This window comes from Nitrospirota bacterium (assembly GCA_030684575.1).
Lineage (GTDB): Bacteria > Nitrospirota > Nitrospiria > Nitrospirales > Nitrospiraceae > Palsa-1315.
Window position 1 is genome coordinate 1 of the sequence record JAUXVD010000020.1, and the last position, 22083, is coordinate 22083.

At 56.1% G+C, this 22083-nt stretch carries 26 protein-coding genes; 20 read left to right on the top strand and 6 right to left on the bottom strand.

All coding sequences use genetic code 11. The features are described from left to right. Positions 1–124: 124 nt before the first annotated feature. From Q8N00_14625 to Q8N00_14640, 4 genes are all read right to left on the bottom strand, one after another. Positions 125–808, bottom strand: a complete 684-nt coding sequence (locus tag Q8N00_14625; protein MDP2384029.1) for a hypothetical protein — start codon at positions 806–808, stop codon at positions 125–127. 4 nt (positions 809–812) lie between these two features. Continuing rightward, complete coding sequence (locus Q8N00_14630; protein MDP2384030.1) at positions 813–1040, bottom strand: helix-turn-helix transcriptional regulator; 228 nt, start codon at positions 1038–1040, stop codon at positions 813–815. Positions 1041–1069: 29 nt separating this feature from the next. Continuing rightward, positions 1070–1261, bottom strand: coding sequence for a helix-turn-helix domain-containing protein (locus Q8N00_14635; protein ID MDP2384031.1), 192 nt, complete (start codon positions 1259–1261; stop codon positions 1070–1072). Positions 1262–1761: 500 nt separating this feature from the next. After that, the gene (locus tag Q8N00_14640; protein ID MDP2384032.1) at positions 1762–2868 is read right to left on the bottom strand and encodes an AAA family ATPase; all 1107 of its coding nucleotides are present in this window, start codon (positions 2866–2868) and stop codon (positions 1762–1764) included. Between the two features lie 635 nt (positions 2869–3503). Here Q8N00_14640 and Q8N00_14645 point away from each other — a divergent pair. Beyond that, entirely contained in the window at positions 3504–4358 is an 855-nt protein-coding gene (locus Q8N00_14645) for a hypothetical protein (protein ID MDP2384033.1), read from the top strand. A gap of 2064 nt (positions 4359–6422) precedes the next feature. On the opposite strand, the gene Q8N00_14650 is transcribed toward Q8N00_14645, so the two are convergent. Both Q8N00_14650 and Q8N00_14655 read right to left on the bottom strand, forming a co-directional pair. Further along, positions 6423–7343 (bottom strand): MerR family transcriptional regulator, encoded by a 921-nt coding sequence (locus Q8N00_14650; GenBank protein MDP2384034.1) that lies wholly within the window; start codon positions 7341–7343, stop codon positions 6423–6425. A gap of 214 nt (positions 7344–7557) precedes the next feature. Beyond that, positions 7558–7767: a hypothetical protein gene (locus tag Q8N00_14655; GenBank protein ID MDP2384035.1), complete on the bottom strand. Its 210-nt coding sequence runs from the start codon at positions 7765–7767 to the stop codon at positions 7558–7560. Between the two features lie 79 nt (positions 7768–7846). On the opposite strand from Q8N00_14655, the gene Q8N00_14660 reads away from it, so the two are divergent. The 19 genes from Q8N00_14660 to Q8N00_14750 all read left to right on the top strand — a co-directional run bounded on the left by Q8N00_14660 (position 7847) and on the right by Q8N00_14750 (position 21925). Next, complete coding sequence (locus Q8N00_14660; GenBank protein ID MDP2384036.1) at positions 7847–8812, top strand: SUMF1/EgtB/PvdO family nonheme iron enzyme; 966 nt, start codon at positions 7847–7849, stop codon at positions 8810–8812. Positions 8813–8885: 73 nt separating this feature from the next. Continuing rightward, positions 8886–9944 (top strand): SUMF1/EgtB/PvdO family nonheme iron enzyme, encoded by a 1059-nt coding sequence (locus tag Q8N00_14665; protein ID MDP2384037.1) that lies wholly within the window; start codon positions 8886–8888, stop codon positions 9942–9944. A gap of 53 nt (positions 9945–9997) precedes the next feature. Then, positions 9998–10366, top strand: coding sequence for a hypothetical protein (locus Q8N00_14670; protein ID MDP2384038.1), 369 nt, complete (start codon positions 9998–10000; stop codon positions 10364–10366). Continuing rightward, positions 10363–11202: an SUMF1/EgtB/PvdO family nonheme iron enzyme gene (locus Q8N00_14675; protein MDP2384039.1), complete on the top strand. Its 840-nt coding sequence runs from the start codon at positions 10363–10365 to the stop codon at positions 11200–11202. The genes Q8N00_14670 and Q8N00_14675 overlap by 4 nt, the downstream gene beginning before the upstream one ends. A gap of 445 nt (positions 11203–11647) precedes the next feature. Next, entirely contained in the window at positions 11648–11926 is a 279-nt protein-coding gene (locus tag Q8N00_14680) for a hypothetical protein (GenBank protein ID MDP2384040.1), read from the top strand. 11 nt (positions 11927–11937) lie between these two features. After that, positions 11938–12855, top strand: a complete 918-nt coding sequence (locus Q8N00_14685; GenBank protein ID MDP2384041.1) for a TIGR01777 family oxidoreductase — start codon at positions 11938–11940, stop codon at positions 12853–12855. Between the two features lie 11 nt (positions 12856–12866). Continuing rightward, complete coding sequence (locus Q8N00_14690) at positions 12867–13337, top strand: DUF4149 domain-containing protein (GenBank protein ID MDP2384042.1); 471 nt, start codon at positions 12867–12869, stop codon at positions 13335–13337. Between the two features lie 19 nt (positions 13338–13356). After that, on the top strand, positions 13357–13809 hold the full coding sequence (locus tag Q8N00_14695) for a PDZ domain-containing protein (protein MDP2384043.1): 453 nt from the start codon (positions 13357–13359) through the stop codon (positions 13807–13809). 6 nt (positions 13810–13815) lie between these two features. After that, positions 13816–14337: a hypothetical protein gene (locus Q8N00_14700; GenBank protein ID MDP2384044.1), complete on the top strand. Its 522-nt coding sequence runs from the start codon at positions 13816–13818 to the stop codon at positions 14335–14337. Between the two features lie 45 nt (positions 14338–14382). Continuing rightward, positions 14383–14805, top strand: coding sequence for a hypothetical protein (locus Q8N00_14705; GenBank protein MDP2384045.1), 423 nt, complete (start codon positions 14383–14385; stop codon positions 14803–14805). Then, on the top strand, positions 14805–16253 hold the full coding sequence (locus Q8N00_14710) for a deoxyribodipyrimidine photo-lyase (GenBank protein ID MDP2384046.1): 1449 nt from the start codon (positions 14805–14807) through the stop codon (positions 16251–16253). Before Q8N00_14705 ends, Q8N00_14710 begins: the two co-directional genes overlap by 1 nt. Then, positions 16250–17203, top strand: coding sequence for a DUF523 and DUF1722 domain-containing protein (locus Q8N00_14715; GenBank protein MDP2384047.1), 954 nt, complete (start codon positions 16250–16252; stop codon positions 17201–17203). Before Q8N00_14710 ends, Q8N00_14715 begins: the two co-directional genes overlap by 4 nt. A 12-nt stretch (positions 17204–17215) precedes the next feature. Beyond that, positions 17216–17587 (top strand): hypothetical protein, encoded by a 372-nt coding sequence (locus tag Q8N00_14720; protein MDP2384048.1) that lies wholly within the window; start codon positions 17216–17218, stop codon positions 17585–17587. 39 nt (positions 17588–17626) lie between these two features. Next, on the top strand, positions 17627–18136 hold the full coding sequence (locus tag Q8N00_14725; GenBank protein ID MDP2384049.1) for a CbiX/SirB N-terminal domain-containing protein: 510 nt from the start codon (positions 17627–17629) through the stop codon (positions 18134–18136). A gap of 150 nt (positions 18137–18286) precedes the next feature. Further along, positions 18287–19369, top strand: a complete 1083-nt coding sequence (locus Q8N00_14730) for a cyclopropane-fatty-acyl-phospholipid synthase family protein (GenBank protein ID MDP2384050.1) — start codon at positions 18287–18289, stop codon at positions 19367–19369. After that, positions 19366–19917 carry a DUF2878 domain-containing protein gene (locus Q8N00_14735; GenBank protein ID MDP2384051.1) on the top strand — a complete coding sequence of 184 codons (552 nt, stop codon included), beginning with the start codon at positions 19366–19368 and terminating at the stop codon, positions 19915–19917. The genes Q8N00_14730 and Q8N00_14735 overlap by 4 nt, the downstream gene beginning before the upstream one ends. Next, complete coding sequence (locus tag Q8N00_14740) at positions 19911–20723, top strand: DUF1295 domain-containing protein (GenBank protein MDP2384052.1); 813 nt, start codon at positions 19911–19913, stop codon at positions 20721–20723. The genes Q8N00_14735 and Q8N00_14740 overlap by 7 nt, the downstream gene beginning before the upstream one ends. After that, a complete protein-coding gene (locus Q8N00_14745) occupies positions 20716–21387 on the top strand; it encodes a DUF6134 family protein (GenBank protein ID MDP2384053.1) in 672 nt (223 codons plus the stop codon). Before Q8N00_14740 ends, Q8N00_14745 begins: the two co-directional genes overlap by 8 nt. Before the next feature lie 16 nt (positions 21388–21403). Next, entirely contained in the window at positions 21404–21925 is a 522-nt protein-coding gene (locus tag Q8N00_14750) for a lipocalin family protein (protein ID MDP2384054.1), read from the top strand. Positions 21926–22083: the final 158 nt, after the last annotated feature.

The following is a 22083-nucleotide window of genomic DNA, read 5'->3' on the forward strand; positions in this document are numbered from 1 at the left end:
AAGGAGCCTGACCTGAAGCGGGCCCTGGGAATGAACGCGAACCATGACGGCATCGACGGAGCCCGGAAGGCTCCCTAACCCGGAGGACGGACCCCACAGTTCTAATTGTCGCCAACCATCAATTCTAATTGACGTCAGACAAGTCCACACGATCCCACGTCAGGGTGAGAATCTCTTCCAATCGCATTCCCGTATGGTAGCCTGTCAGCAACACAGGCTTAAACCACGCTGACGCAGCCCCATAGAGCCGTGACCATTCCTCAGGCTCTAGCACTCGACTCCGTGCGTTCTTGGGCTTTGGGGCTGACACCAGGGACGCCACATTGCGCGTCACAAGATCCCGCCTCATGGCCTGCTTGAGCATGTGCTTGAGGTAGCTATGGTCCACATTGACCGTCGCCACCGCCCGACTTTTTCCCTGTTCCTGCCGAAAAGCTTCCACGTCCTTTGCCGCCAGATCCTGGAGGAGCCGGTGGCTCCCAAAGAACGGGACAATCACCTTATCGATCCGCTGGCACCGTTCCTTGAAGGAGCGAAGCCGTGACACTTCCTCAATGGCCTTGTACTCTTTTGCCCATTCTCCCAACGTCATCACCGTGTCTTGGACACGTTCACTCAACATGCCCCCTGACAGCAGCTTGGTCTTAATGATGGCCTCGTGCTGGTGGGCAATCGTCTTGTTGGCGCATCCCACTTTCCACCGCGTGAGTTTCGCACCGTGGATGCCGGACGCCAACGAGAGCGTCTTGCCGTTATCCAAGACACGGAACTCGACATAATAGCCGTCCTTCCGCTTCGTGAGTCCCATAGACTCAGCCCCCTTTCTTCTTAATGGACTGTTCCCCTATCAACTCTGCTACGGTCACGCTGAGAGCCTTCGCCAACCTCCGCAACGTGCTCAATTGCGGGTCCCCTTTCCCTGCTTCAAACTGTGCCAACGAGGACACCGCCACACCGGACGCTTTCTTGAGCGCCCGTAAACTCACCCCCTTTCCTTCTCGAATTTCCCGTAACCGTAGCATCGGGCCATGTTCTGCCATATCGGAACAGTTGTCAATGGGACTCAGGTTCATTTTGAGGGCATCGGCATGACTGTTTGTTGCTTGAGCCACTTGTCCAACAACTCCAGATCGAACTTGACCAACCGCCCCAGTTTCACATGGGGAATCCGCCTCTGGCTGACCATCGTGTAGATGGTGTCAGGGGCCAATCCGGTATAGCCGCTTACTTCTTTCACGTTTAAAAGTTTTCTTGATAACATCGCCCCCCTTATCTCCACGCTACCCCCACCCTGGATATGCGCGTAAACTGCTGATTCTTAAGGTTTATCATCACGACCTGTCACTTTTCTTTTTGGCCGTGGCAACCTCAGTCCTCCGCATGAACTGCGAGCCCCTTTACCGGACGCTTGCCTAGTCGATACGGCCACAGGGCGCACATAGTCACGGGACACAGCCGCACTTCCTTGGGTTGCTGACAGCTACAGTCAAGACACTTGGCACGGATAGACTGAACAGGTGTTAGATGCTTCATAAACAGCCTCCTGAAATGAAAAATCCTAGGGCAGGCTCACGAATTCTATATAGATATCGTGAAGCCTAGATTCCCTAGGGCTCGGTTATGGAATGCAATTTTCTTGAGCTATCGCTATCGTTCTGTTGTCTTACCTCCAAAGTTCCTAAGCTATGGCCCCTTCGGGGCGGAAGAGAAGAGCCTCGGCTCGCTTTGCAAGGCGTCGCTCGCCTTCGTCTTACACAGGCATTATCCAGCCACTGGTTCGAGTTGCTCTTTCGATTTGTCCAAGGGCTCAGGGTTAGGCTCCGAAGTTGGATGAATCGAATTCCGGCGGTAGCAGTACGGGGATCCCTTACAACCTTTCCCTGTACGAAGAACTCCATCCTTGAGTGTTGCAGAAGCTCTTGCTATGTCCTGCTTTGACAGACCTGTTGCCTTTATCAGTTCCTCCGTGGACTGATCGTTCTCCGTAAGAGCTGCCCCAAATTTCTCGGCTTTTGCTTTAGTTGACACTTCGTCAGGTGTGCCGAGGACCTCATAGCCGTCCTCTCCCTTCTGAACGATAAGTTTTATGGGAGAATCCGCGTACCTAGAAATGGCCTCAAGCGAACGTTGCTGATTGACTCCCCCTGTGCGTTTCATAGAGATGGCGATATCAAGCAAACCAGCGAGTGCTGACGACCCACGAATTTCTTGTCCGTGCTCCCCACCTTGCTTCCGCGTATGGGCAAGGACCAACCAGGCCGCTTTAGTTGAACGAATCAACTGAAGGAGAGGGTGTCCATACTTATTTACCTGTCCAGCGTCATTCTCATCCGGCAAACGCCACCAAGCATGAAGGGTATCCACGACAACTAGACCGATGTTCTCCTGCATGATGTAGGAGTGCATATCGTGGAACACTGCTGGGTCATAGGGCAATGGAGCAAATATCACCTTCACCAGCCCTAATATCTCATCTCCGCCGCTTCGTCTTAGCCGAGCGACAATATCCCGCCTATGCTCTTCAAGGCCCAGGAGCAACACCTTCTTTTGGGCCACCTCTCTCCCCAGGAATGATTTTCCTGTAGCAACTGCTACGATGGCATCATAGGCAAAAGTAGTCTTCCCCAGCTTTGGCGGACCAGCCAGAAGAGTCCATACACCTTCCGCTAGATATCCTTCGAGTACCCATGGGACATCCTCTTCCACCTCTTCGTAGAGCACTCCAATGTCCACCGGAGAAAAAACGCCTTTATGAATTGATTCGTCCAAGCCCCCCTGTGCATGGGTGCGCACTGGAAGAATCTCATCAGCCTGCTTAGGCTGGATGGAAACCTCATCTGCAACTAACGATGCTTCTGTTTTAGACATAACAATCCCTTTCGACCGCTACACGCTGTAGCGATTCATATACGTTAAGGCCCGCTGTCATAGAACCGAGATGCTGTTGAATGGGTTTTAGAAATGTTACGGTAGTGCGTAGATTAGATGTGTGTTGACGAGGGTGATGTAGGGGGTAATTTTTGCAGTTTAGTTAAATGTTGAGTCAGGAGAGGTTTAGTAGTTTTGTCTGCACATAATTAATCAGGTTATTTTGTGCCTTCAAAGAACCGCTCTGCGAAATTCCTCCCTTCGTTTCAACGCGAGCGAAAATTGTTGTATCAATTTTCGTTTTCGATTTTAGCTTACGGGTATAGCTGCACCCGGCGCAGGATTTCGTGAATTTCACAGGTTTCTGCGCCAACGTCAGCTCCTTAAGCTACTCGAATCCCCCCCCCGTTCGGGCCACATTTGCCATTCAAATACTTAACCCACCTGCTTGAATCAAGATTGCTGTGACGCTGCTGGTCCTGCCCTCGCCAAGAAAACTTGTCACTCGACAGATTTCGGTGCCACGGCCAGGTCAAATGCCTCCCCCCATTTTCCAACGGGGAACAGTTATGTGGACTTGGCACGAAATTACCTGCCCGCACCACGGCAAAAAAAGTCAGCTATGAGGTATCGCCTTGACGCTCTCGGGGCTCCGCGCCATACTGCACCACATGCGCGCCCTCTTCGTCATAATCCTCCTGGCTGCACTTGTTCTCCCCACCGTTGCCGTTGCTGCAACTCAGACCCTCACGGCGACTCATACCTATGTGATGGGGGACAACGATAGTCGGAATGATGCTCGGCAACTCTGCTTCCTTGTTGCCAAGAGGAAGGTCTTGGAGCAAGCAGGCTCGTTTATCCAATCATCGTCTGAAGTGAAGAACTTTGATTTGACAAGAGACCAGATTACTTCATATTCCGCAGCAGTCTTAAGTGTGGAGATCGTCAAAGAAGACTACGGCTTTACCAATGGGCACAACACTCTGACACTGACTGTCAAAGCGGATGTAGATGTTGCTGATGTTCAAAAGCGATTGAAAGCAATCCTTGCCGATAAGAGTCTTCAGGGAAAGATCGAGGGGCAACAGCAGGAAATCAGACAACTGGAGCAGCAAGTCCAGGCATTGAATTCCCGCCTCAGCGTGGCTCCTATCACTTCAACAGGCGAACTACGGAAGGAACGAACCGTTGTATTTGGCAATATCGAGGAGTTGTATAAAAAGAAGTTAGCCGCCGTGGAGGCTATCACAGGAAAAACGAAACTTATTCGCCAATTCATTGTTCGCAATATGACCAGGGCGGAGGTTTGGGGAATCCTTGGTCAATCGCGTTCATCGTTCAACGCATTTAAAGTTGGTGACAGGCATGAGAATTATGGAGATTTGTGGATTTGTTTTGAGCATGATTTAGTGGTTGGTATTGGCACGAGTATTCACATCCCCTACACTCAAGACTTGAGTGGGAGTTGCGTTCCCAACGAACTCAAATAGCTTTGGCTGGTCATCGCAGCAGTCAAAAGAAGGAATACCAATGGCTGATTTCTACAATTGCTTTTGTTGCAATAAGGTCATTCCTTCATGAATGTCCCAGAAAAGAAATGTCCCTCATGTGGCAGTACCGACGGTGAAATTTTAGCGCAGGACCAATTTGATAAGAGCTTTGAGGCTGGTGCCATCTTCAATATTGACCCCACAACAGGGAAACGTGCCAAGAAACGAAAATGAGAAGACCCCCCGTCTATCAATACAAGTTATTCCCTACGTCACGACTTGTGGGTTGAACCGAGGCCGGTCCGCCGTGGGAGTGGCGGAAGCGCAAATAGCCGATATGGATTGGCGGCGAATTGCCCGTAAGTTCAAGAAGCTTTAGCACGGTCCCGCCCACCCTGGTGGGCACGCTGGCCTCACTGGACGACCTGTAGCATCCATGCCTACCCCAGGCCCGTAAGCATTCGGCGTGATCTGACCAAGCGCAGGACCACCAAAGTCAGGTTGCCACACGAATGGCCTACCTGTCGCATCCGCATTCATACCTGGCCCATAGGCATTCGGCCTGTATCCTCCAAGGAATCCACTTCCAGGAAGACCACTCTGTCCTAAGTCGGGAATTGCTGAATTAAATGCGCCTTGAGGTGAGCTCTGGCGCGGCCTAGATCCATTGGTGGCTTTAGACTGCTCTTCTAGCCATCCAAAGATCTCGGTATCTGTGGCCAATCTGCCATGGAGATTTCCCGCAGCGTTATCTGCACGAAATGTTGCTTCGGCGACTACTCGCGCAGTGTCCTGAAGTCTGTTAATTGCCCATCCTCGCCAATTTGGACCCGCGAGGCCGTGTTGCTCGTTCATTGAGTCAATCCTTGAGTCAATCTCTCTTGTTACCTGATTGGCCGATGGGTAGTCATATCTGTTACTAGCAATACCGTGCTGCTCTTTCAAAAGACCCAGTTCCCCAAGTAGTTCTTGCCCAACCCGATACTCAAACTTCCGAGTGGCCGCAATCACGTCGGGAACCGTCAATGTAGATCGATACCCACCAATGCGCCAGTTGCGAAAAGACTGCTGCTTATCGAACGAGAGGTATATCTCCCACCCTTGCCCTGCTTGGTCCGAAAGTCCTGTGCCGTTAGCTTTCCATAGCCAAAGCAGGTCTTTCCCATCAGCTGATACATTTCCATTATCGTCGCTAAACGTGACCTCATGCCGGGACACAGGCTCGCCCCATTGCTTTACATAATAGGCCTGTTCGTGGCTCCCAATTAGTGCGTCTAAATTGGCCCATGCTCCACGGTCTGACTTTGACCAAGTACCGTGTGAGGCGCAGCCACCGAACAGGAATAGACACATGGTAACGAGAACGATGGTTTTCACCGCAAGGCTCCCAGGGTATGATGAGCAGGCAGAGTATGGGCCGGTCACAAATATCAGACAAGCGAATCTTTCATGTTTATGCACGGTCCCATGAACGCAGACACGCATTGAGGATTCGGTGAGGCGTGGGTGTGTTTAGCCGTACCAACCAAGGGACCCAAAAGAGGCCCCCGCCTGCCGAACAAGGCCTCTTACGACTATCACACAAGTTCCCTCAGGCCTTTTTGAAATTTCAAAATATTATCGAAGCTCTTTTCCAAGAGCTACGTATAAGGCTTTACCTGATAGACACTGGCCTGCCGCAAGCGTGGGGGGAACAAGGGTGGCCCCAGGGGGGGGGTGCACATGGGGAGGAAACAGGTGTTATTCCAGTGTTAAGAAGAGCGGCAAACCTGGGAGAAATGAACCGACGAGCAACAAAGAGAACCAACTCACCAACACCGCCACTAGAGCGGGAGGAGAAGGGGATTGCCCAATCATCAACGACTTGAGCAACCCCCTCCGACACAATCCCGCCTTCGGCACCAACTCCATTTAAAATCCGCCTCTGATTGTCGGGCCAAAGTTGATGCTCGGCCTCGATTTCGTCCCGGCACCCTAGCCATCTGCTGGTCGTAGGTTCACACAAACAGGGCAGGCTCCCTCGCGAAAATAGTGAGCGGGTATTGTTTGCTCTGATCGCTCTGCTTACTCTCCCCTGGAGAGGGACTGCCGCATCAATCGATCCAACCTGTGATCCAACTCGGCGAAGTCCTCCAAGACCTCAATATGAGATTGCTCGAAGAGATTCCGTAACGTGAGTGCGCCATGTCCGCCGACAGCCAGGGCTGAGACAGGACCGACCTCATGCGTAAGGGCCTGGATCAGCTCTGTCGCTGTGGCATCGGACAAGGCGATGGGAAATGACAGGATCGTGAGGTCGGGCTTCACTTTCCCACAGAGGTCTGCCAGTGAGGAAACGGGCACATTGGCTCCCAGATAGTACACTCGACAGCCGCGGACGCGACATCGATAGGCCACTGCCAACGCGGCAATGTCATGTTCTTCGCCGGGCGGGCAGGCAACGACCAGCTTGGCCCCAAACTCAGCGACCGGAAGCTGATTCATGGCCGTGAAGATCTTTTGTTGGATTTGCTTCGTGACGTAATGTTCGATGGCCACGGTCAGCTGTCCACCGTGCCAGAGCTCTCCTACCTGTTCCTGGAGCGGAAGCAGGATTCCGTGAAGCGCTTCCTCAAATGGCACGACTGCCACTGCACCGTTCAAACGCTTTTCAAAAGTCACACGATCGAAGGGGCTCAGTGTGGACAGGAGTTCACGCAGAAGTCGGCTGAAGGTATTGTCGACGAATGATACCTGCGGCGCGCTGGCTCTGGCGCGGCTCAACAACTCTTCGCGCCCCAATTTCGACAACTCCCCTATCGAACCTCCAGCATCCAGCTGTTCTTTGAGGTATCTCAGCAGCGCAACATCCTCATCAGAATAATTGCGATACCGATTGGCCCCTCTGGTGGGTTTCAGGAGGTCAAATCGACGCTCCCACACACGAATTACATCTCTAGACAAACCAGTAAGTTTTGCAACTCTGTGAATTCTATGATTATTCATCGTATTTACGAACTCCCATACAAATCTATACCCTTACAGTCTAATGTTTGTCAAATAATAACTACATTAACACTTGACACATTGGACAAATTGGTTTATACATTAGACATACATGTTGCAAACATTGAACAGTCAGCCTACGGAGGTGATTATGGCAAGCATGTCGAGGGAGAGAATAGGGGCTGAACGGCCAGGAACTCAGGCCATCTCTGCTTCAGTCCAACAGGAATTGAGATGCGGCAGGTGCGGGGGACTCATGGTGAGCGACGGCTGCATAGATTTGCTGGGCAGCAGGGGTCAGCCGGAGTTTGCTGCGATACGTTGCGTCCAATGTGGTGAGGTCATCGATCCCGTAATCCGGCGTAACCGGCAGCTTCGACAGGACCAGCCGATTGTTGCTTAAGCCGGATACATGGAGCAGCATAGTAAGAGTAGTGTCAGTGTCGTAGGGTTATTTTTAAGCAGCCGGATATCCCGGCGTGGTTTAACCAAGGAGGTTTCCCATGCGGAGTCAAACAGTGCGTCAGGTCGGATTAGGGGTGGTATTGATGGCGGGAGCCATCTCCATCGCGGCAGCAGCGGACATGCCGGGTAGCGACAAGGACATGGTGCTCATCCCGAAGGGGGAGTTCACCATGGGGAGCAGTCACCATTCAGATGAGGCCAAGCACCAGGTCGTACTCGATGCCTATTTGATCGACAAGTTCGAAGCGTCGAACGCCAGGTACAAGGAGTTTATGAAGGCCAGCGGTCACCCGGCTCCGGCCTATTGGGACGATCCGCGGCTCAGCAAAGCCAATCAGCCGGTGGTCGGTGTGAGCTGGACTGACGCCAGCGCCTTCTGCAAGTGGGATGGGAAGCGGCTTCCCACGGAAGCAGAATGGGAGCGTGCGGCGAAAGGTCCGGAAGGCGATAACCATTATCCATGGGGCCACATGCTTGATCCCAAGAAAGCCAACTATGGACAGAATGTCGGCCATACCACGCCGGTGGATTCCTACCCCGAGGGAGTGAGCGGCTACGGGGTCTACAACATGGCGGGGAACGTCTTCGAATGGGTGGAGGACTGGTATGACCAGAAATACTACAAGGACAGCATCGCGCTGAATCCGAAGGGCGCCGAGAAGGGCTACAACTTTGCCAATCAAGGCCCCGTGAAGGTGTTGCGCGGCGGCTCCTGGCTCGCGCCGGAAACCTCGCTCCATACGAGCCACCGGTTCTGGAATCAGCCTGATAATAATTCCTATGGGGTCGGATTGGGCTTCCGTTGCGCCAAATCGGCACAGACCGTGTCTGACGAAGCCATGCAAGCAGGCCACGACGCCTTCATTCAGGCATTAGTCGCAATGGGTGCCGAGAAGAATGCCGATGCGATGGCCTCCATCGAAAAGGCCTTGGCTTCGGAGCCGGGGAACAAGGAATACCTGGCGACTCGCGATCTGATCAAAAAGAGCATGAAGAAGAAATAGTTGAAGAACTCAGGGGAGGGGGACCGCATTGCCGCCCCCCTCCCCCGACCCTCGTCGTGACAGGAGGTCTGACATGAATCGATCTAGAGCATTACTGGCGACGGTCCTGGTATCGGGCGTAACGATGCTGGCTGGACCAAGCTATGCCGAAGAATCCCTCATCCCCAAGGACATGGTCTATATCGGACAAGGGCCATCGGTGATGGGAATCGACAAGCAGGCGCCTGTGGGCTCAGGCAAACAGCCCACAGCCTATGACAAGAGAATGAAGGGTCCCCAGTCCGCTGAGGCATTTCAGGACGAAGGTCCGGCCCACATGGTGTTCTTGGATTCATACCTCATGGATACCTACGAAGTCTCCAACAAGGACTATGGCGAATTCGTCAAGACGAAAGGCCATCCGGCTCCGGCCTACTGGGACGATCCTCGCTTGAATAAGCCGGGGCAGCCAGTGGTCGGCGTAAATTGGGACGACGCGAAATCGTTCTGTGCCTATCGCGGGAAGCGGCTTCCAACGGAAGCGGAATGGGAAAAGGCCGCTCGTGGCCCCAAGGCCAGCCTCTATCCCTGGGGCAATGACTTCGATCCGGCCAAAGTCAACTATGGGAAAAATCACGACGCGACTATGCCGGTGGATTCCTATCCTGAAGGTGTCAGTTATTATGGCGTCTACAACTTGGCGGGCAATGTGTTCGAGTGGGTCTCGGACTGGTACGACCCGCGTTACTATGACCGGCTGGAAACGATGGTCAATCCAGCCGGTCCGGCAAAGGCCGTGTGGATCGGTGGGACCGGGACCTATGTAGATCGGCTCACAGTCGGTGAAAAGCGCGTCATTCGTGGCGGATCGTGGATCGCGCCCGAAGGGACCGTCAGAGCGACGCACCGGTTCTGGAATCACCCACTCAATAACAGCTATGGCGTGGGTCTCGGCTTCCGCTGTGCCAAGAGCGCTCCACCGGAAATCGAACAGCAGATCAGGGACAGCTACATCGCGGCGTTGGTGGACATGGGACGAGAACGGTTTACGGAGGCGACGCAGGCGGTGGCCAAGGGGTTGGCCATCGATCCCAAAAATCTCGAACTGCTGGAGCTTCGATTGCTGATTGAACAGTCGATGAAGCGGTCGTGAGGAAATATTGCGACGGTTTTTGCTCATGGTTTGATCGTGACGGAGGGGCAGCTATGGCACAGGACAAGATTCTCCTTTCAGGAATTGTACTCATCGCACTACTCGGGACCTCCCCCCTACAGGCAGATCCCATCGATCCTGCCCGGCATCCATACCCGGAGAATGCACAGGCGGTGCATAAGGCCGAGCATGATGTGGACCAAGCCTGGGAGGTGTACCACCGTGCGGCCTTAGGAGGCACGGTGGCCTCCCCTGCGTTACAGGCTGACATCGAAGAACACCTGCATGAAGCCAGGACCCTGATACCCCAGGCACGCGAGGCAGCCGAGCGGGGAGATCGGCAACAGGTGGAGCAGCTCGTACGCCAAGTGAAAATCCATACCACCAAGGCCATCGAGGGGAGCAAGGAGCAGAAGAAATGACACAAGGTCTGAGGAGAAGAGAAACCGGCTGGAGAAGTATTGTGGCAATGATGGCCCTCGCCTATGCCGTTGTACCTGTCGTGGCAGCTGCGCCGGCGGCCAAGGAGCTCGACCAGGTCTCCATGGTGACGATTCCGGCTGGCGCATTTCTGATGGGGAATCCGGAAGGCAAAGGCCGGGCAGATGAATGGCCGCAGCGATCGGTGTACCTCGACGAGTTTGCGATCGATCAGGTCGAAGTGACCAATGAACGGTATCTGGCGTTCGTCGCCACCACGGGCCATCGAAGCCCTCCGAACCCCTATGGCACCGGCCCGCTCTCATCCGTGAAGGGTATCGAACAACTTCCGGTCGTGCAGGCCACCTGGTACGACGCTAAGTCCTATTGTAGTTGGACCAAGAAACGGCTCCCGACAGAAGCGGAATGGGAGAAGGCCGCTCGCGGCACCGATGGCCGGCTGTTTCCCTGGGGCAATGAACCAGGGACATCGAAGCGGGCGAACTTCGACCGTGAGTGGGAGGATGAGCACACCTTGCATCCGGTCGGGTCCTTGCCAGGCGGCGACTCCCCCTACGGCGTGAAAGACATGTCCGGCAATGCTCGCGAGTGGGTGCAAGATTGGTATGACCCTGAGTATTACCAGCATGCGCCGGATCGAAATCCTCAGGGTCCTGACAAAAAGGGTGTCGTGCGATCGATTCGCGGCGGATCCTGGCATAGCCCGATCTCGGACATTACGACGACAGCTCGCGGGCGCGGCGGATTCGCGCTACAGACTCACGGAACGGGCTTTCGCTGTGTCCGTAGTCTCGAAACCCAGACCCAGCAGCGGTAAACAGTGGATGTGCTGAGGCAATGACACGAGCGGGGCATCGAAGAAATACGGAGGCCGGTTTCTTGTTTCCATCAGGGTGGCGCCGCGACTCCGCACGGCGTCTCCCGCTGAGGCAGACAGCTCCCTCCATCGGGAGGGACCTGTCTCCTCAGTATGCACAAGAGGTTCGCGGCAAGAGTGAAAAAGCGAGACTGACGAATCCGATAAGGAGAACCGCATGGAACAGATGATCTGGTGGGCCATGGGAACGTTGTGCTTATGGGCAAGTGCCGCGGTATGGAGACCGGCTGTCGGGGTGCGGCGTCAGACCGGATCGGGCAGGCCTCGAATCCGGTGAGGAGCAGGCTGTTGACTCTTGTGCTCCCCAGCGGGGGTTCCAGTGGCATCGAGCGGGAGACCGAACAATCCTCTACCCTTCGCCCCGCTTTCCGGCGACCGAACCTGTATGCGCTGTGGGGGGCTGCTGGTCACGGAATATTATCTGGACCTTCAGGACGATACCGGTCAAATCGGCGTCACGGGATTGCGTTGCACCAGTTGTGGTGAGGTCGTCGATCCGGTCATTCTCAGGAACCGATTGAACCAAACGCCTGATCTGTTGTACGGCACGAAGCAAAGAAAATACGCACTCCGGGTCGATCGGGGAATGTCGGATGGGCCACATCGAAGCGGCCATAAGAATGACAGGCAGCTAGGCGACTACCGAATTGTCGGTACCGCGTAAGGAGATGAGCCATGCACATTGTCGTCGCAGGCGGAACGGGCTTCATCGGTCGGCCCTTATGTGCCTCGCTCGCTCAGGCGGGGCATCGGGTCACGCTCCTCACGAGAAGGAAGGAAGAGGCGCAACGGTTGTTCAGCTCCGCTGTGACGGCCGTCGAGTGGAATGGCACTGAGACGGGGGCCTGGGAGCAATCTCTCGAAGGGGCCGATGCTGTCATCAATCTCGCCGGTGCACCCATTGCTGATGCACGCTGGACCGATGCCCGCAAGCGCCTCCTCACTCTAAGCCGGGTCCTCACCACTCGCCTGCTAGTAGTAGCCATATCCCGCCGGTCCTCCAAACCCCGTACGCTGATTAACGCCTCTGGTATCGGCTACTACGGAGCCTGCGACGATCATATTCTGGATGAGGGTGCTGCGCGCGGCCAAGGCTTTCTGGCCGATCTATGTCTTACCTGGGAATCGGAGGCGCTGCGAGCTGCGGAGTTCGGGGTGCGAGTCGTCATGTTGCGGACCGGAATGGTGCTCGAACAAGACGGCGGGGCCTTGCCGAAGATGTTGTTACCGTTCCGTCTCTTTGCGGGTGGCCCGATCCTGCCGGGCACGCAATGGGTATCCTGGATCCATCGGCGCGATCACATCGGTTTGATCCAATGGCTGCTCGCAACACCAAGCATCTCCGGTCCCGTCAATGCGGTGGCGCCAGAGGCAGTCAGGATGAACCGGTTCTGCGAGGTGCTCGGACAAACACTCCATCGGCCTTCCTGGCTTCCCGTGCCGGGCTTCGCGTTACACCTGGCATTAGGTGAGCTGGGGACACTCATGACCACGGGCCAACGGGTCCATCCGGCGAAGGGCCTCTCAGGGGGCTACGTCTTTCAGTATCCGACGTTGGAACCGGCGCTACGAGCGATTTTCGCTAAGGCCTAGAGGAGCTGGAGATGCTGTCGCTGATTGAGTATTTGCATGCGGTCGCCATTGCCGTTCTGGTCGGGAAGGTCGTGCTGTTGTCTTTTGTCGTGGCGCCCATTCTTGCGAAGAGCCTGGAGCGGGATCCGTTCGGGACAGTCGTCCGCCGTCTATTTCCTGCCTACTACGCCTTAGGGATGGGAACCGCCATGTTCGGGTTGGTCTTGTTGAGTGGGCTGGCCATGTTCAAGGGTATGAGTCCCTCACTGCAGTCGGCGGGCGGGATCTGGCTCATTATTTTGGCGGCCGAAGCCTATTGTCGATCGCCGATGACACCGCGGAGTAATGCCATGAGGGATCTGCTGAAGAAGCAGGAACAATCTGGCGCCGTCGATCCGAATCTTCAGGCCGCATGGAAACGGCTCCATCAGCGATCTATTTATCTGAACTCCCTCGTGTTAGTGGCAGGACTCGTCCTGCTTGGACTCTCACATCACTGGTAGCTCACAAGGAGGAACGGACATGAGAATCAGAGGCATCCCCGTCGCGATAGGATTGATGTTGGGCCTTCTGTTGGCAGGTGGAATTGAAGCGGCTGACCAGCCAATGGGCCAGGCTCCGTATGGGCACGGAAGCGACGCCACCCTCCCGAACGGCGTGATCGGCGTCTCGCTGCATGTCGGGGCGGAACGGATCGGTGACCCGGCCTCGTTATATGTGGCCCATGTACATCCGGAGGGTCCCGCCCAGCAATCAGGTCTCAAGCATGGAGATGAAGTGCTCACGGTGAACGGTGCGGCAGTCACAGGGAAGACCTATGAGCAGGTGGTGAAGATGGTGCGCGGAGAGGCTGGGACAGCAGTGAAATTGGGGGTAAAAGGAGAAGGCGGAATGCGCGAAATCTCGATCACGCGCATCGCCAGCGAAAAACTCTATAAAGGCGAGATGGGATCCCATGGTGGGCCTGCCCGATAGGAGTGCATGATGATCAACAGCCTGATAACACTCGCGGTTCTTGGACTCGTGGTCCTGCTTGGCGGGAGCCCGGCCTTAGGTGAGCAGGCCGGCGCAGTACGGACCAGCCTGATGAAGGCGCAGATCTATCTGGCGGCAGCCGATTATCGTCGGGCGCTGGAGGTGTGCCAGAAAGAAATCGACGACGCTCCCTCCGTCGAGGCCTATGTCCATTTAACCTATGTGTTCCACGCGATCGACGCCTACTTGGACCATCTCGCCGAAAAAGAGCGGTGGGTCGCCGTAGAACAGCTCTATCTTAATCTCGCTTACAAGGATGCGGAGGACTTGATCGATCCTCCGGGCGGGCTGGCTCGCATGGCGAAGGAAATGATCCAGACCGGTGTCCATCAGCAATCAGATGTGAGCGCCGCAATGGCGACCAGACTGAACAAGAGCGAAACAGAACGGTTGTGGCAGCAACAGGCTCAATGGCGTACGGCCCATCCACAGACCTGGTGGACCGGTATTCCGGACGCATGGCGCTGACGAGCGCGCGAGATTGAACAATGTGTTCTGACCTATGAGGTTGCGATGCGCGCGAAGCGGGCCGGACTGGACATCAAAATACTGGGTGGCCTCTTTCTGATCTTCGGCACGGTCGATCTGATCGTCATCGCCCTGTTTCCTTCCTACGCCTTCAAGTTGTTCGGCATGGCTGTGACCGGCCCCTCGTCCTATCTTGTGAAGCTCCACGCCCCTGCCGTGCACCTGCTCATAGGCTACGGGTTCCTCTGGCTCAGACCCTGGGCCTGGGGCCTGAGCATGGCCTATGCAGGATTCGGTCTGGTGAGCGAGACCATGAATCAATTGTCGTTCGGCTTTCATCCCGTCCGCTCGGGCTTCATGGCCACGACAATGCTGTTTCTGGCCTATCTGATCAAAAGACGGACGCTCTTCACCGATGAGTACACCATGATGGAGCAGCACAGTCCGGCATCGGAGGAGACGCACTGATGAGAGGAGTGGTCTGGCTCAGACGGGATCTGCGGCTGCGAGATCAACCGGCGCTCACTGCGGCCTGCACTGAATGCGATGAGGTCATTCCGCTCTTTGTATTCGACGATCCCCTCCTGCGTTCCGGGCAATTCGGCTCATCTTGCGTGACGTTCATGGTCTCCTGTCTGGTAGAGCTGGCCGGGACCCTGGACGAGCGAGGCCTTTCTCTACAATGGCGGCGGGGGGATCAGATCGAAGAGGTGCTCCGTTTCGTCGACGGCGTCAAGGCCGATGCGATCTACTGGAATCGCGATTATGAACCGGCGTCGATCCTGCGAGATCGGAAAGTTCAGCAGGATCTTATGGCTCGTGGAGTGGTCGTTCGCACGTTCAAGGACCATGTGGTCTTCGAGGCCGAAGAGATCAGAGGGTCGACGGGAGATCCATTGCAGCGATACAGTGCCTATCGCGCCCGATGGTGGACCAAGTGGCATGCCGCACCCCCGCCGCTCCTACCCTCCCCTGCCAGATTGCGGAAACAGCGAACCGGCACCTCGTCACCCGGCATGGCGCTGCCGACAGTGGAAGAGCTCGGCTATCAGAACGTTCCCTTATGGATCAAGCCGGGAGAGAAGGAGGCACAGCGGAGGCTCCGCTGGTTTCTCGATGGTCCTGTCCATCGCTATGTTGAAGGACGGAATCTTCCTGCGATCGACGGAACATCAAAATTATCTCCACAGTTCCGGTTCGGGACGCTCTCGGTACGGACCGCCGTGCATGCAGCCTTAGGCACACTCGCGACAGGCGGCCCCGTCTCGCGTCGCGACCTGCTCACCTGGATCGATGAATTGATCTGGCGGGAATTTTTCCAGCAAATCTTGTCCTCGTTTCCACAAGTGGCCTCCGGCCCGTTCCGAAGCAAGAACGGATTGCCCAGGCCCCGTCCAGCGGGAGCGGAGCGGAATCGTCTCTATGCTGCCTGGTGCGAAGGACGAACCGGTTATCCGCTGGTGGATGCAGGCATGCGGCAGCTGAACCAGACCGGCTGGATGCATAATCGCGTGCGGATGGTCGTGGCGTCGTTTCTCATCAAGGATCTTTGCATCGATTGGCAAAGTGGGGAGCGTTATTTCATGCAGCAACTCATCGATGCCGACCTGGCGGCCAATAACGGCAATTGGCAATGGGCCTCCGCGACAGGGACGGATTCCATGCCGGGGTACAGGATTTTCAATCCCCTACTACAGAGCAAGAAGTTCGATCCGGACGGTGCCTACGTCCGACAGTATCTGCCGGAGCTTGCCGCCGTACCGACTAACCGGATTCATGCGCCACATCTGATGACTCTGGACGAACAGGCTCTAGCCGGGTGCCGTATTGGCAGAGACTATCCTTCGCCCATCGTGGATCACCGGCAGGCCCGCGATGAATATTTAGCCCTTGGCAAACAACTGGTGACGAAATGACGACCCTGGCGCTCCGTCTCGGGATCAGCCGTTGTCTCCTGGGGGACGAAGTCCGGTTCGACGGGGGCCATAAGCGGGACAGTTTTCTGACCGATGTGTTGGCTCAATACGTGGAGTGGGTCCCGGTCTGCCCTGAGGTAGAAGCCGGTCTCGGCGCGCCCAGGGAAGCGATGCGGCTGATTGGTGATCCTCATCATCCACGGCTTGTGACAATCAAGAGTGGGACAGATCACACAGTCGCGGTCGAAAAGATGACCGAGAATCGTATCAAGGAACTCGAGGAGTTGGATCTCTCAGGGTATGTCTTTAAAAAGGGTTCGCCGAGCTGCGGGATGGAGCGGGTTCGTATCTACAATGAGCAGGGGATGCCCAACCGGAATGGAGTCGGGCTGTTCGCCCGGGCTTTTATCGAGCAGTTTCCGCTGATTCCGGTCGAGGAGGAAGGGCGGCTTTGTGATGCGCCGCTCAGAGAGAATTTTATCGAACGGATCTTCTGTTACCGCCGCTGGCAGGATCTCGTACAGAGCGGAGTCACGAGGCAGAATCTGGTGCAGTTCCACACGATCCACAAATATTTGCTGTTGGCCCATAGCCCGCAGCAGTACCAAGTCCTCGGGCGGCTCGTCGGTCAAGCGGAGCGGTACCGTCCCAAGGAACTTGCAACCCGCTATGGCGAACTGTTCATGAACGCCTTGGCCATGAAGGCAACGGTGCGCAAGCATGTGAATGTCCTCCAACATATCCTGGGCTACTTCAAGGACCGATTGGGGTCTCAGGAAAAAGCTGAACTGTTGGTCGTGATCGGCGATTATCATCGTGGCCTCACGCCCCTGGTGGTTCCCCTGACCCTGATCAAGCACTACGTCCGGATCTTTGACGTCAGCTACATTCGCGATCAGGTCTATCTCAATCCGCATCCAAAGGAGCTCATGTTGCGTAACCATGTGTAGAGAGGAGCCACCATGCCACATGTCGTCATAGAAGAAGCCGGAGATCTGCAGGGCGTTTACCAGGCCTTCACGCCGATCATTCAGCGGGCGGGGACCGATATTCTGAAAGTGCAGGAATGCTACCTGGGACGAAGTGGCAAAGAAGCACTCCTGGAGTCGATCGCGATCGAGCAGGGTGTTGCGTGCAATTTTTTCGTACAGCTCAAATTGCACGAGAACGCTATCACGGTTCGGCTCTTGCCTGCCACAGATCCTGAGAAGACCCCCGCGGTGAAGAAGGTGATGGCCCTGGTGGCGGGATTCATCCGGACAGTATACCCGGGGAGTCGTTACGGGAAGACCAACCTACAAGACTACCTCGAGGCTACAACTGATTCACGGTGAAAGAAAACGGATGCGAGTTTACACAAGAGGAGCAACAAGATGGCGGCAACGATGCGAGGAGTGATTTTAGTTGGTCATGGCGGCATTCCCAAGGGCTGCCCGCAGGAATTCGTGACGAAACTGAAACGGCTGGAGGGTCAGCGGCGTGCCGCAAAGATACCGCCTTCGGCAGAAGAAATCGAATTGGATACCAAGATCCGCCAGATGCCGAGGACCCCGGAGACGGACCCCTATCAATCGGGGCTTGAAGCGGTGGCGGCTCAGTTGAAAGCCAACCTGGGAGAGGTGTTATTCGCCGTGGCCTACAATGAGTTCTGTGCGCCAACCTTGGAAGCATCGGTGGAGGAGTTGGTCCAGAAGGGCGCGACCCACATTACCGTGACCACGACGATGTTCACGCCTGGCGGATCACACTCAGAGGTGGAAATTCCTGAAATCCTCGACCACTTGAGGCCGCTGTATCCGGATGTCGAACTGCGTTACGCCTGGCCGTTCGATTTGAAACTTGTCGCGAACATGCTGGCAGAGCAGGTGAAGCGCTTTTCCTGACAACATCTCACGGCGGACCCAACCGCGCGTGTATCGCATGAGGATAGAAGGATATGGGGAGCGACGACACGGTGATCCGACGACTAGCCGTTCCGCTATCAGTGGCTCTTGACGATGGAACCTGTTTCACAGTGCAGGGAACATGGGACCATGTTGGAGGTTAAGCCCATGCAACATCTCACGCCTCTTGTATTAAACCTGGCCGAACAGGGGCTCTTTCCGGACGTGGCAACTCGATGGGGGATTCGGCAATTGCTTAAGCAGCGCCTCCGGGACATCCGGTCAGGTGACGCTCGAGCAGCAGCGCGGCAGGAAATGAGATTTATCGAGGAAATGCGTCGTGCGCCCATCGCAGTGGTACCGGAGAAAGCCAATGATCAGCACTACGAGGTCCCGGCTGAGTTCTTCCGGCAGGTCCTCGGGCCTCACCTGAAATACAGCAGCGCGTTCTGGCCCGCCAACGCGACGACCCTAGCCCAAGCAGAAGCCGCCGGCCTGCGTGAGTCCTGCCTGCATGCGGGCCTGATGAACGGGCAGACGGTTCTTGAGCTCGGATGCGGTTGGGGGTCCCTTACGTTGTGGATGGCGGAGCATTACCCCGACAGCCGTATCACGGCGGTCTCCAATTCCCGCTCGCAGCGGGCTTACATCGAGGCCCAGGCCAGAGAACGTGGCCTGCAGAACCGGGTTCGGGTATTGACCTGCGACATGAATACATTCGAGATCGACCCCGGGCAATTCGATCGGGTGGTGTCGGTAGAAATGTTCGAACACATGCGTAACTGGCCTGACCTATTTGCGCGCGTCCGACGATGGCTGAGACCGGGCGGCCAGTTCTTCATGCACGTGTTCGTGCATCGCGCTACTTCGTACTTGTTCGAAGACCGAGGGCCTGCCGACTGGATGAGTCGTCAATTTTTCACGGGCGGGATGATGCCCAGCGCTGGCCTGCCGCTGGCCTGTCAGGACCAACTCGCCTGTGTGGCCCGCTGGCGGTGGGACGGCACGCACTATGAGAAAACGGCCAACGCCTGGCTGACCAATATGGATGCCGCCCGCGAGACACTCTGGCCCGTGATCGAGCGTATCTACGGCAAGGCCCACGCGCGAGCCTGGTGGGGGCGGTGGCGTATCTTCTTTATGGCCTGTGCCGAGCTGTTCGGCTATGAGGAGGGCCGACAATGGGGGGTCAATCACTATCTCTTCGAAAAACCAGCGGCGAGTGCTTCATGAAGATGAGCACCACGATGATCCTGAGCAACTTCGTACTCTTTCAAATCGGCTGGTTTGCGTGTGTGTGGAGCGCCGCGGCACACAAGCCCTGGATCGGCGTGCTGGTGACGACGGGAGTGGTGGGCGCGCATGTGCTCCGCGCTGCCCTGCCAATGGCGGAGCTCAAGCTGGTATTCCTGGCACTCGCCTTGGGACTCGTCTTCGACAGCCTGTTGGTATGGGAGGGCTGGCTTCAATATTCCTCGGGAATCATGATCCAACACATTGCCCCCTATTGGATCGTGGCGTTGTGGGGGCTCTTCGCAACCCTCTTGAATGTTTCGTTGCGTTGGATGAGGGGGCGCTGGGTCATCGCAGTTGTGTTTGGAGCTGCCGGGGGTCCTGCCGCCTACTATGGTGGCCTCCGCCTAGGCGCGCTGGAATTCGGCAATATGCCCGCGGGTCTGTTAGCTCTGGCCATTGGCTGGGCGGTGCTGACGCCGCTGCTGCTGGCATTGTCGGCTCGTTTTGACGGCTATGCCGGTCTGCTGGAGAAGAAGACATCATGAGTCTATCGCTCTATGTCTTGGGACTAGTTTCAACGCTGGGTCTGGCGACCCTGACATGGGTGGTCAGCGTCCTCAAGCGCGATGTGAGCATCGTGGACGGCGTATGGGCCTTGATGCTCCTCGCCGCCGCGACGGTGTACGCCACCGGCGCGGAGCCCTATACGGGACGGACGACGCTCATCCTGACGCTGGTTGTGCTGTGGGCCGTGCGCCTGTCAGCCCATATCATCCATCGTAACTGGGGTGAGCCAGAGGACCGGCGTTATCGAGACATCCGCCAGAAATACGAACCCAATTTCGCATTGAAGAGTCTTGGCCTCATCTTCTGGTTTCAGGCGGGACTGGCATCGATCATCTCCATGCCCCTCTGGCCGGCTCTTACCGTTCCGGTCGAAGCGGGATCCATCGATATACTGGCGACGACGGTATGGACCGTCGGCATGATTTTCGAAGGTATCGGAGATTGGCAGCTGTCACGGTTCAAAGCCGACCCGGCGAACCACGGCAAGGTGATGGACCGCGGACTCTGGCGCTACACACGGCATCCCAACTACTTCGGCGAGTGCCTGATCTGGTGGGGCTTCTTCCTCTTTGCGCTGCCCGCCGGGGCCTGGTGGACGGTCGCGGGGCCCCTGCTCCTCACATATATGCTCTTGAAATTCTCAGGCGTGACCTTGATGGAGCAGACCATCGTCGAGCGGCGACCGGCGTATCGAGCCTACATCGCAAGGACCAATGCCTTCATTCCCGGTCCGCCGAAACAGGGTATGCAGGCCTCCATTCCAGGAAATAGACGTCATGATTAGCGCGTGTTCCGCGACCAGCGGGTTTCGTATCGCGGTGGCCTTTCTCGGATTCCTGACGTGCCTTGGAAGCGCATCCCAACAGGCTTGGAGCGCCGCCTCACAGACCTATGACTTCAAGGTCTTCCTTGGCAAGGATGAAATCGGACACCAGCGCTTTAACATCTCTTCGGAAGGCGACCGGACCCAGGTCCAGGTAGACGCGCAGTTCACGGTCAAATTCCTGTACATCACGGTCTACACCTATCGGCATACCAACGTCGAAACATGGAAGGGGACGTGCCTGCGCGAAATTCACGCGGAGACGGATGATAACGGCGACTCTTTCTTCGTGAACGGAATTGTTCGGAACGGACAGTTGCAGGTGCAGACACAGGCCGGGAACTGGATTGGCGAGGGATGTATCAAGACCTTTGCCTACTGGAACCCTGAGTGGATTAAGGGCGAGCGATTGCTGAATTCGCAGACCGGCGAACATCAGCCAGTATCGATTCTTGCGGTGGGTGAAGAGACGATCCCCGTGCAGGGAGTCCCGACGCGAGCCATCCACCGCCGGATCGTTACGGATAAGTTTGCGGTCGATCTCTGGTACACCTTGAACGGCAGATGGGTCGCGCTGCAATCCACCACGAAAAAGGGCGACACCCTTCGCTATACGCTCCAGTGAGGACCCCATGTCATCTATGAAGCCATCATTCTTCTTGCCCATTATGCTGCTCGTACTCGCAGCCTGCGGCAGCCCACCACCCATTCACACCGCGACAACCGTGGACCTGGAGCGGTTCATGGGGGACTGGTATGTCATCGCCAATATTCCAACCTTTATTGAGACGAATGCCTACAACGCCATGGAGTCCTATCGCATGGACCAGGATGGCACAGTGGCCACTACCTTTAGCTTCCGCGAGGGCGGCTTTGAGAGGGAGCGCAAAACCTATCATCCGACCGGCTATATCATCGACAGGCAATCGAATGCTGTCTGGGGCATGCAATTCATCTGGCCGATCAAGTCCGACTATCGCATTATCTACGTAAACGATGCCTACGACCAGACCATCATTGGCAGGATACAACGCGATTACGTCTGGCTGATGGCACGAACACCGCAGATTTCCGAAGCTGATTACCAGCGGTTCCTGCAGCTCATCACCAAGGAAGGCTACGATGTCTCCAAAGTCCGGAGGGTGCCACAACAGTGGAACTAGTGGGCCATGGGGGAAATATGGGACACGGTGATCGCTCTGGGTTAACAGACCAGCCCTGAGTGGGAGCCGGGTCGTCGCTCATCGCCAGTACGAGGGAATCAGCCCGGGTGTCGCTGCGATGACGACCTCTTTTGCAATCAATCTTGGTCCGAACCCGA

Coding starts and splice junctions, on each gene's coding strand:
- Q8N00_14690 (MDP2384042.1), top strand. CDS start 12,867: ATGCTGTCGCTGATTGAGTATTTGCATGCGGTCGCCATTGCCGTTCTG.
- Q8N00_14675 (MDP2384039.1), top strand. CDS start 10,363: ATGACACAAGGTCTGAGGAGAAGAGAAACCGGCTGGAGAAGTATTGTG.
- Q8N00_14700 (MDP2384044.1), top strand. CDS start 13,816: ATGATGATCAACAGCCTGATAACACTCGCGGTTCTTGGACTCGTGGTC.
- Q8N00_14635 (MDP2384031.1), bottom strand. CDS start 1,261: ATGTTATCAAGAAAACTTTTAAACGTGAAAGAAGTAAGCGGCTATACC.
- Q8N00_14705 (MDP2384045.1), top strand. CDS start 14,383: ATGCGCGCGAAGCGGGCCGGACTGGACATCAAAATACTGGGTGGCCTC.
- Q8N00_14650 (MDP2384034.1), bottom strand. CDS start 7,343: ATGAATAATCATAGAATTCACAGAGTTGCAAAACTTACTGGTTTGTCT.
- Q8N00_14710 (MDP2384046.1), top strand. CDS start 14,805: ATGAGAGGAGTGGTCTGGCTCAGACGGGATCTGCGGCTGCGAGATCAA.
- Q8N00_14685 (MDP2384041.1), top strand. CDS start 11,938: ATGCACATTGTCGTCGCAGGCGGAACGGGCTTCATCGGTCGGCCCTTA.
- Q8N00_14625 (MDP2384029.1), bottom strand. CDS start 808: ATGGGACTCACGAAGCGGAAGGACGGCTATTATGTCGAGTTCCGTGTC.
- Q8N00_14720 (MDP2384048.1), top strand. CDS start 17,216: ATGCCACATGTCGTCATAGAAGAAGCCGGAGATCTGCAGGGCGTTTAC.
- Q8N00_14750 (MDP2384054.1), top strand. CDS start 21,404: ATGAAGCCATCATTCTTCTTGCCCATTATGCTGCTCGTACTCGCAGCC.
- Q8N00_14745 (MDP2384053.1), top strand. CDS start 20,716: ATGATTAGCGCGTGTTCCGCGACCAGCGGGTTTCGTATCGCGGTGGCC.
- Q8N00_14640 (MDP2384032.1), bottom strand. CDS start 2,868: ATGTCTAAAACAGAAGCATCGTTAGTTGCAGATGAGGTTTCCATCCAG.
- Q8N00_14655 (MDP2384035.1), bottom strand. CDS start 7,767: ATGCTGCTCCATGTATCCGGCTTAAGCAACAATCGGCTGGTCCTGTCG.
- Q8N00_14660 (MDP2384036.1), top strand. CDS start 7,847: ATGCGGAGTCAAACAGTGCGTCAGGTCGGATTAGGGGTGGTATTGATG.
- Q8N00_14725 (MDP2384049.1), top strand. CDS start 17,627: ATGGCGGCAACGATGCGAGGAGTGATTTTAGTTGGTCATGGCGGCATT.
- Q8N00_14695 (MDP2384043.1), top strand. CDS start 13,357: ATGAGAATCAGAGGCATCCCCGTCGCGATAGGATTGATGTTGGGCCTT.
- Q8N00_14730 (MDP2384050.1), top strand. CDS start 18,287: ATGTTGGAGGTTAAGCCCATGCAACATCTCACGCCTCTTGTATTAAAC.
- Q8N00_14630 (MDP2384030.1), bottom strand. CDS start 1,040: ATGGCAGAACATGGCCCGATGCTACGGTTACGGGAAATTCGAGAAGGA.
- Q8N00_14735 (MDP2384051.1), top strand. CDS start 19,366: ATGAAGATGAGCACCACGATGATCCTGAGCAACTTCGTACTCTTTCAA.
- Q8N00_14715 (MDP2384047.1), top strand. CDS start 16,250: ATGACGACCCTGGCGCTCCGTCTCGGGATCAGCCGTTGTCTCCTGGGG.
- Q8N00_14670 (MDP2384038.1), top strand. CDS start 9,998: ATGGCACAGGACAAGATTCTCCTTTCAGGAATTGTACTCATCGCACTA.
- Q8N00_14665 (MDP2384037.1), top strand. CDS start 8,886: ATGAATCGATCTAGAGCATTACTGGCGACGGTCCTGGTATCGGGCGTA.
- Q8N00_14680 (MDP2384040.1), top strand. CDS start 11,648: ATGCGCTGTGGGGGGCTGCTGGTCACGGAATATTATCTGGACCTTCAG.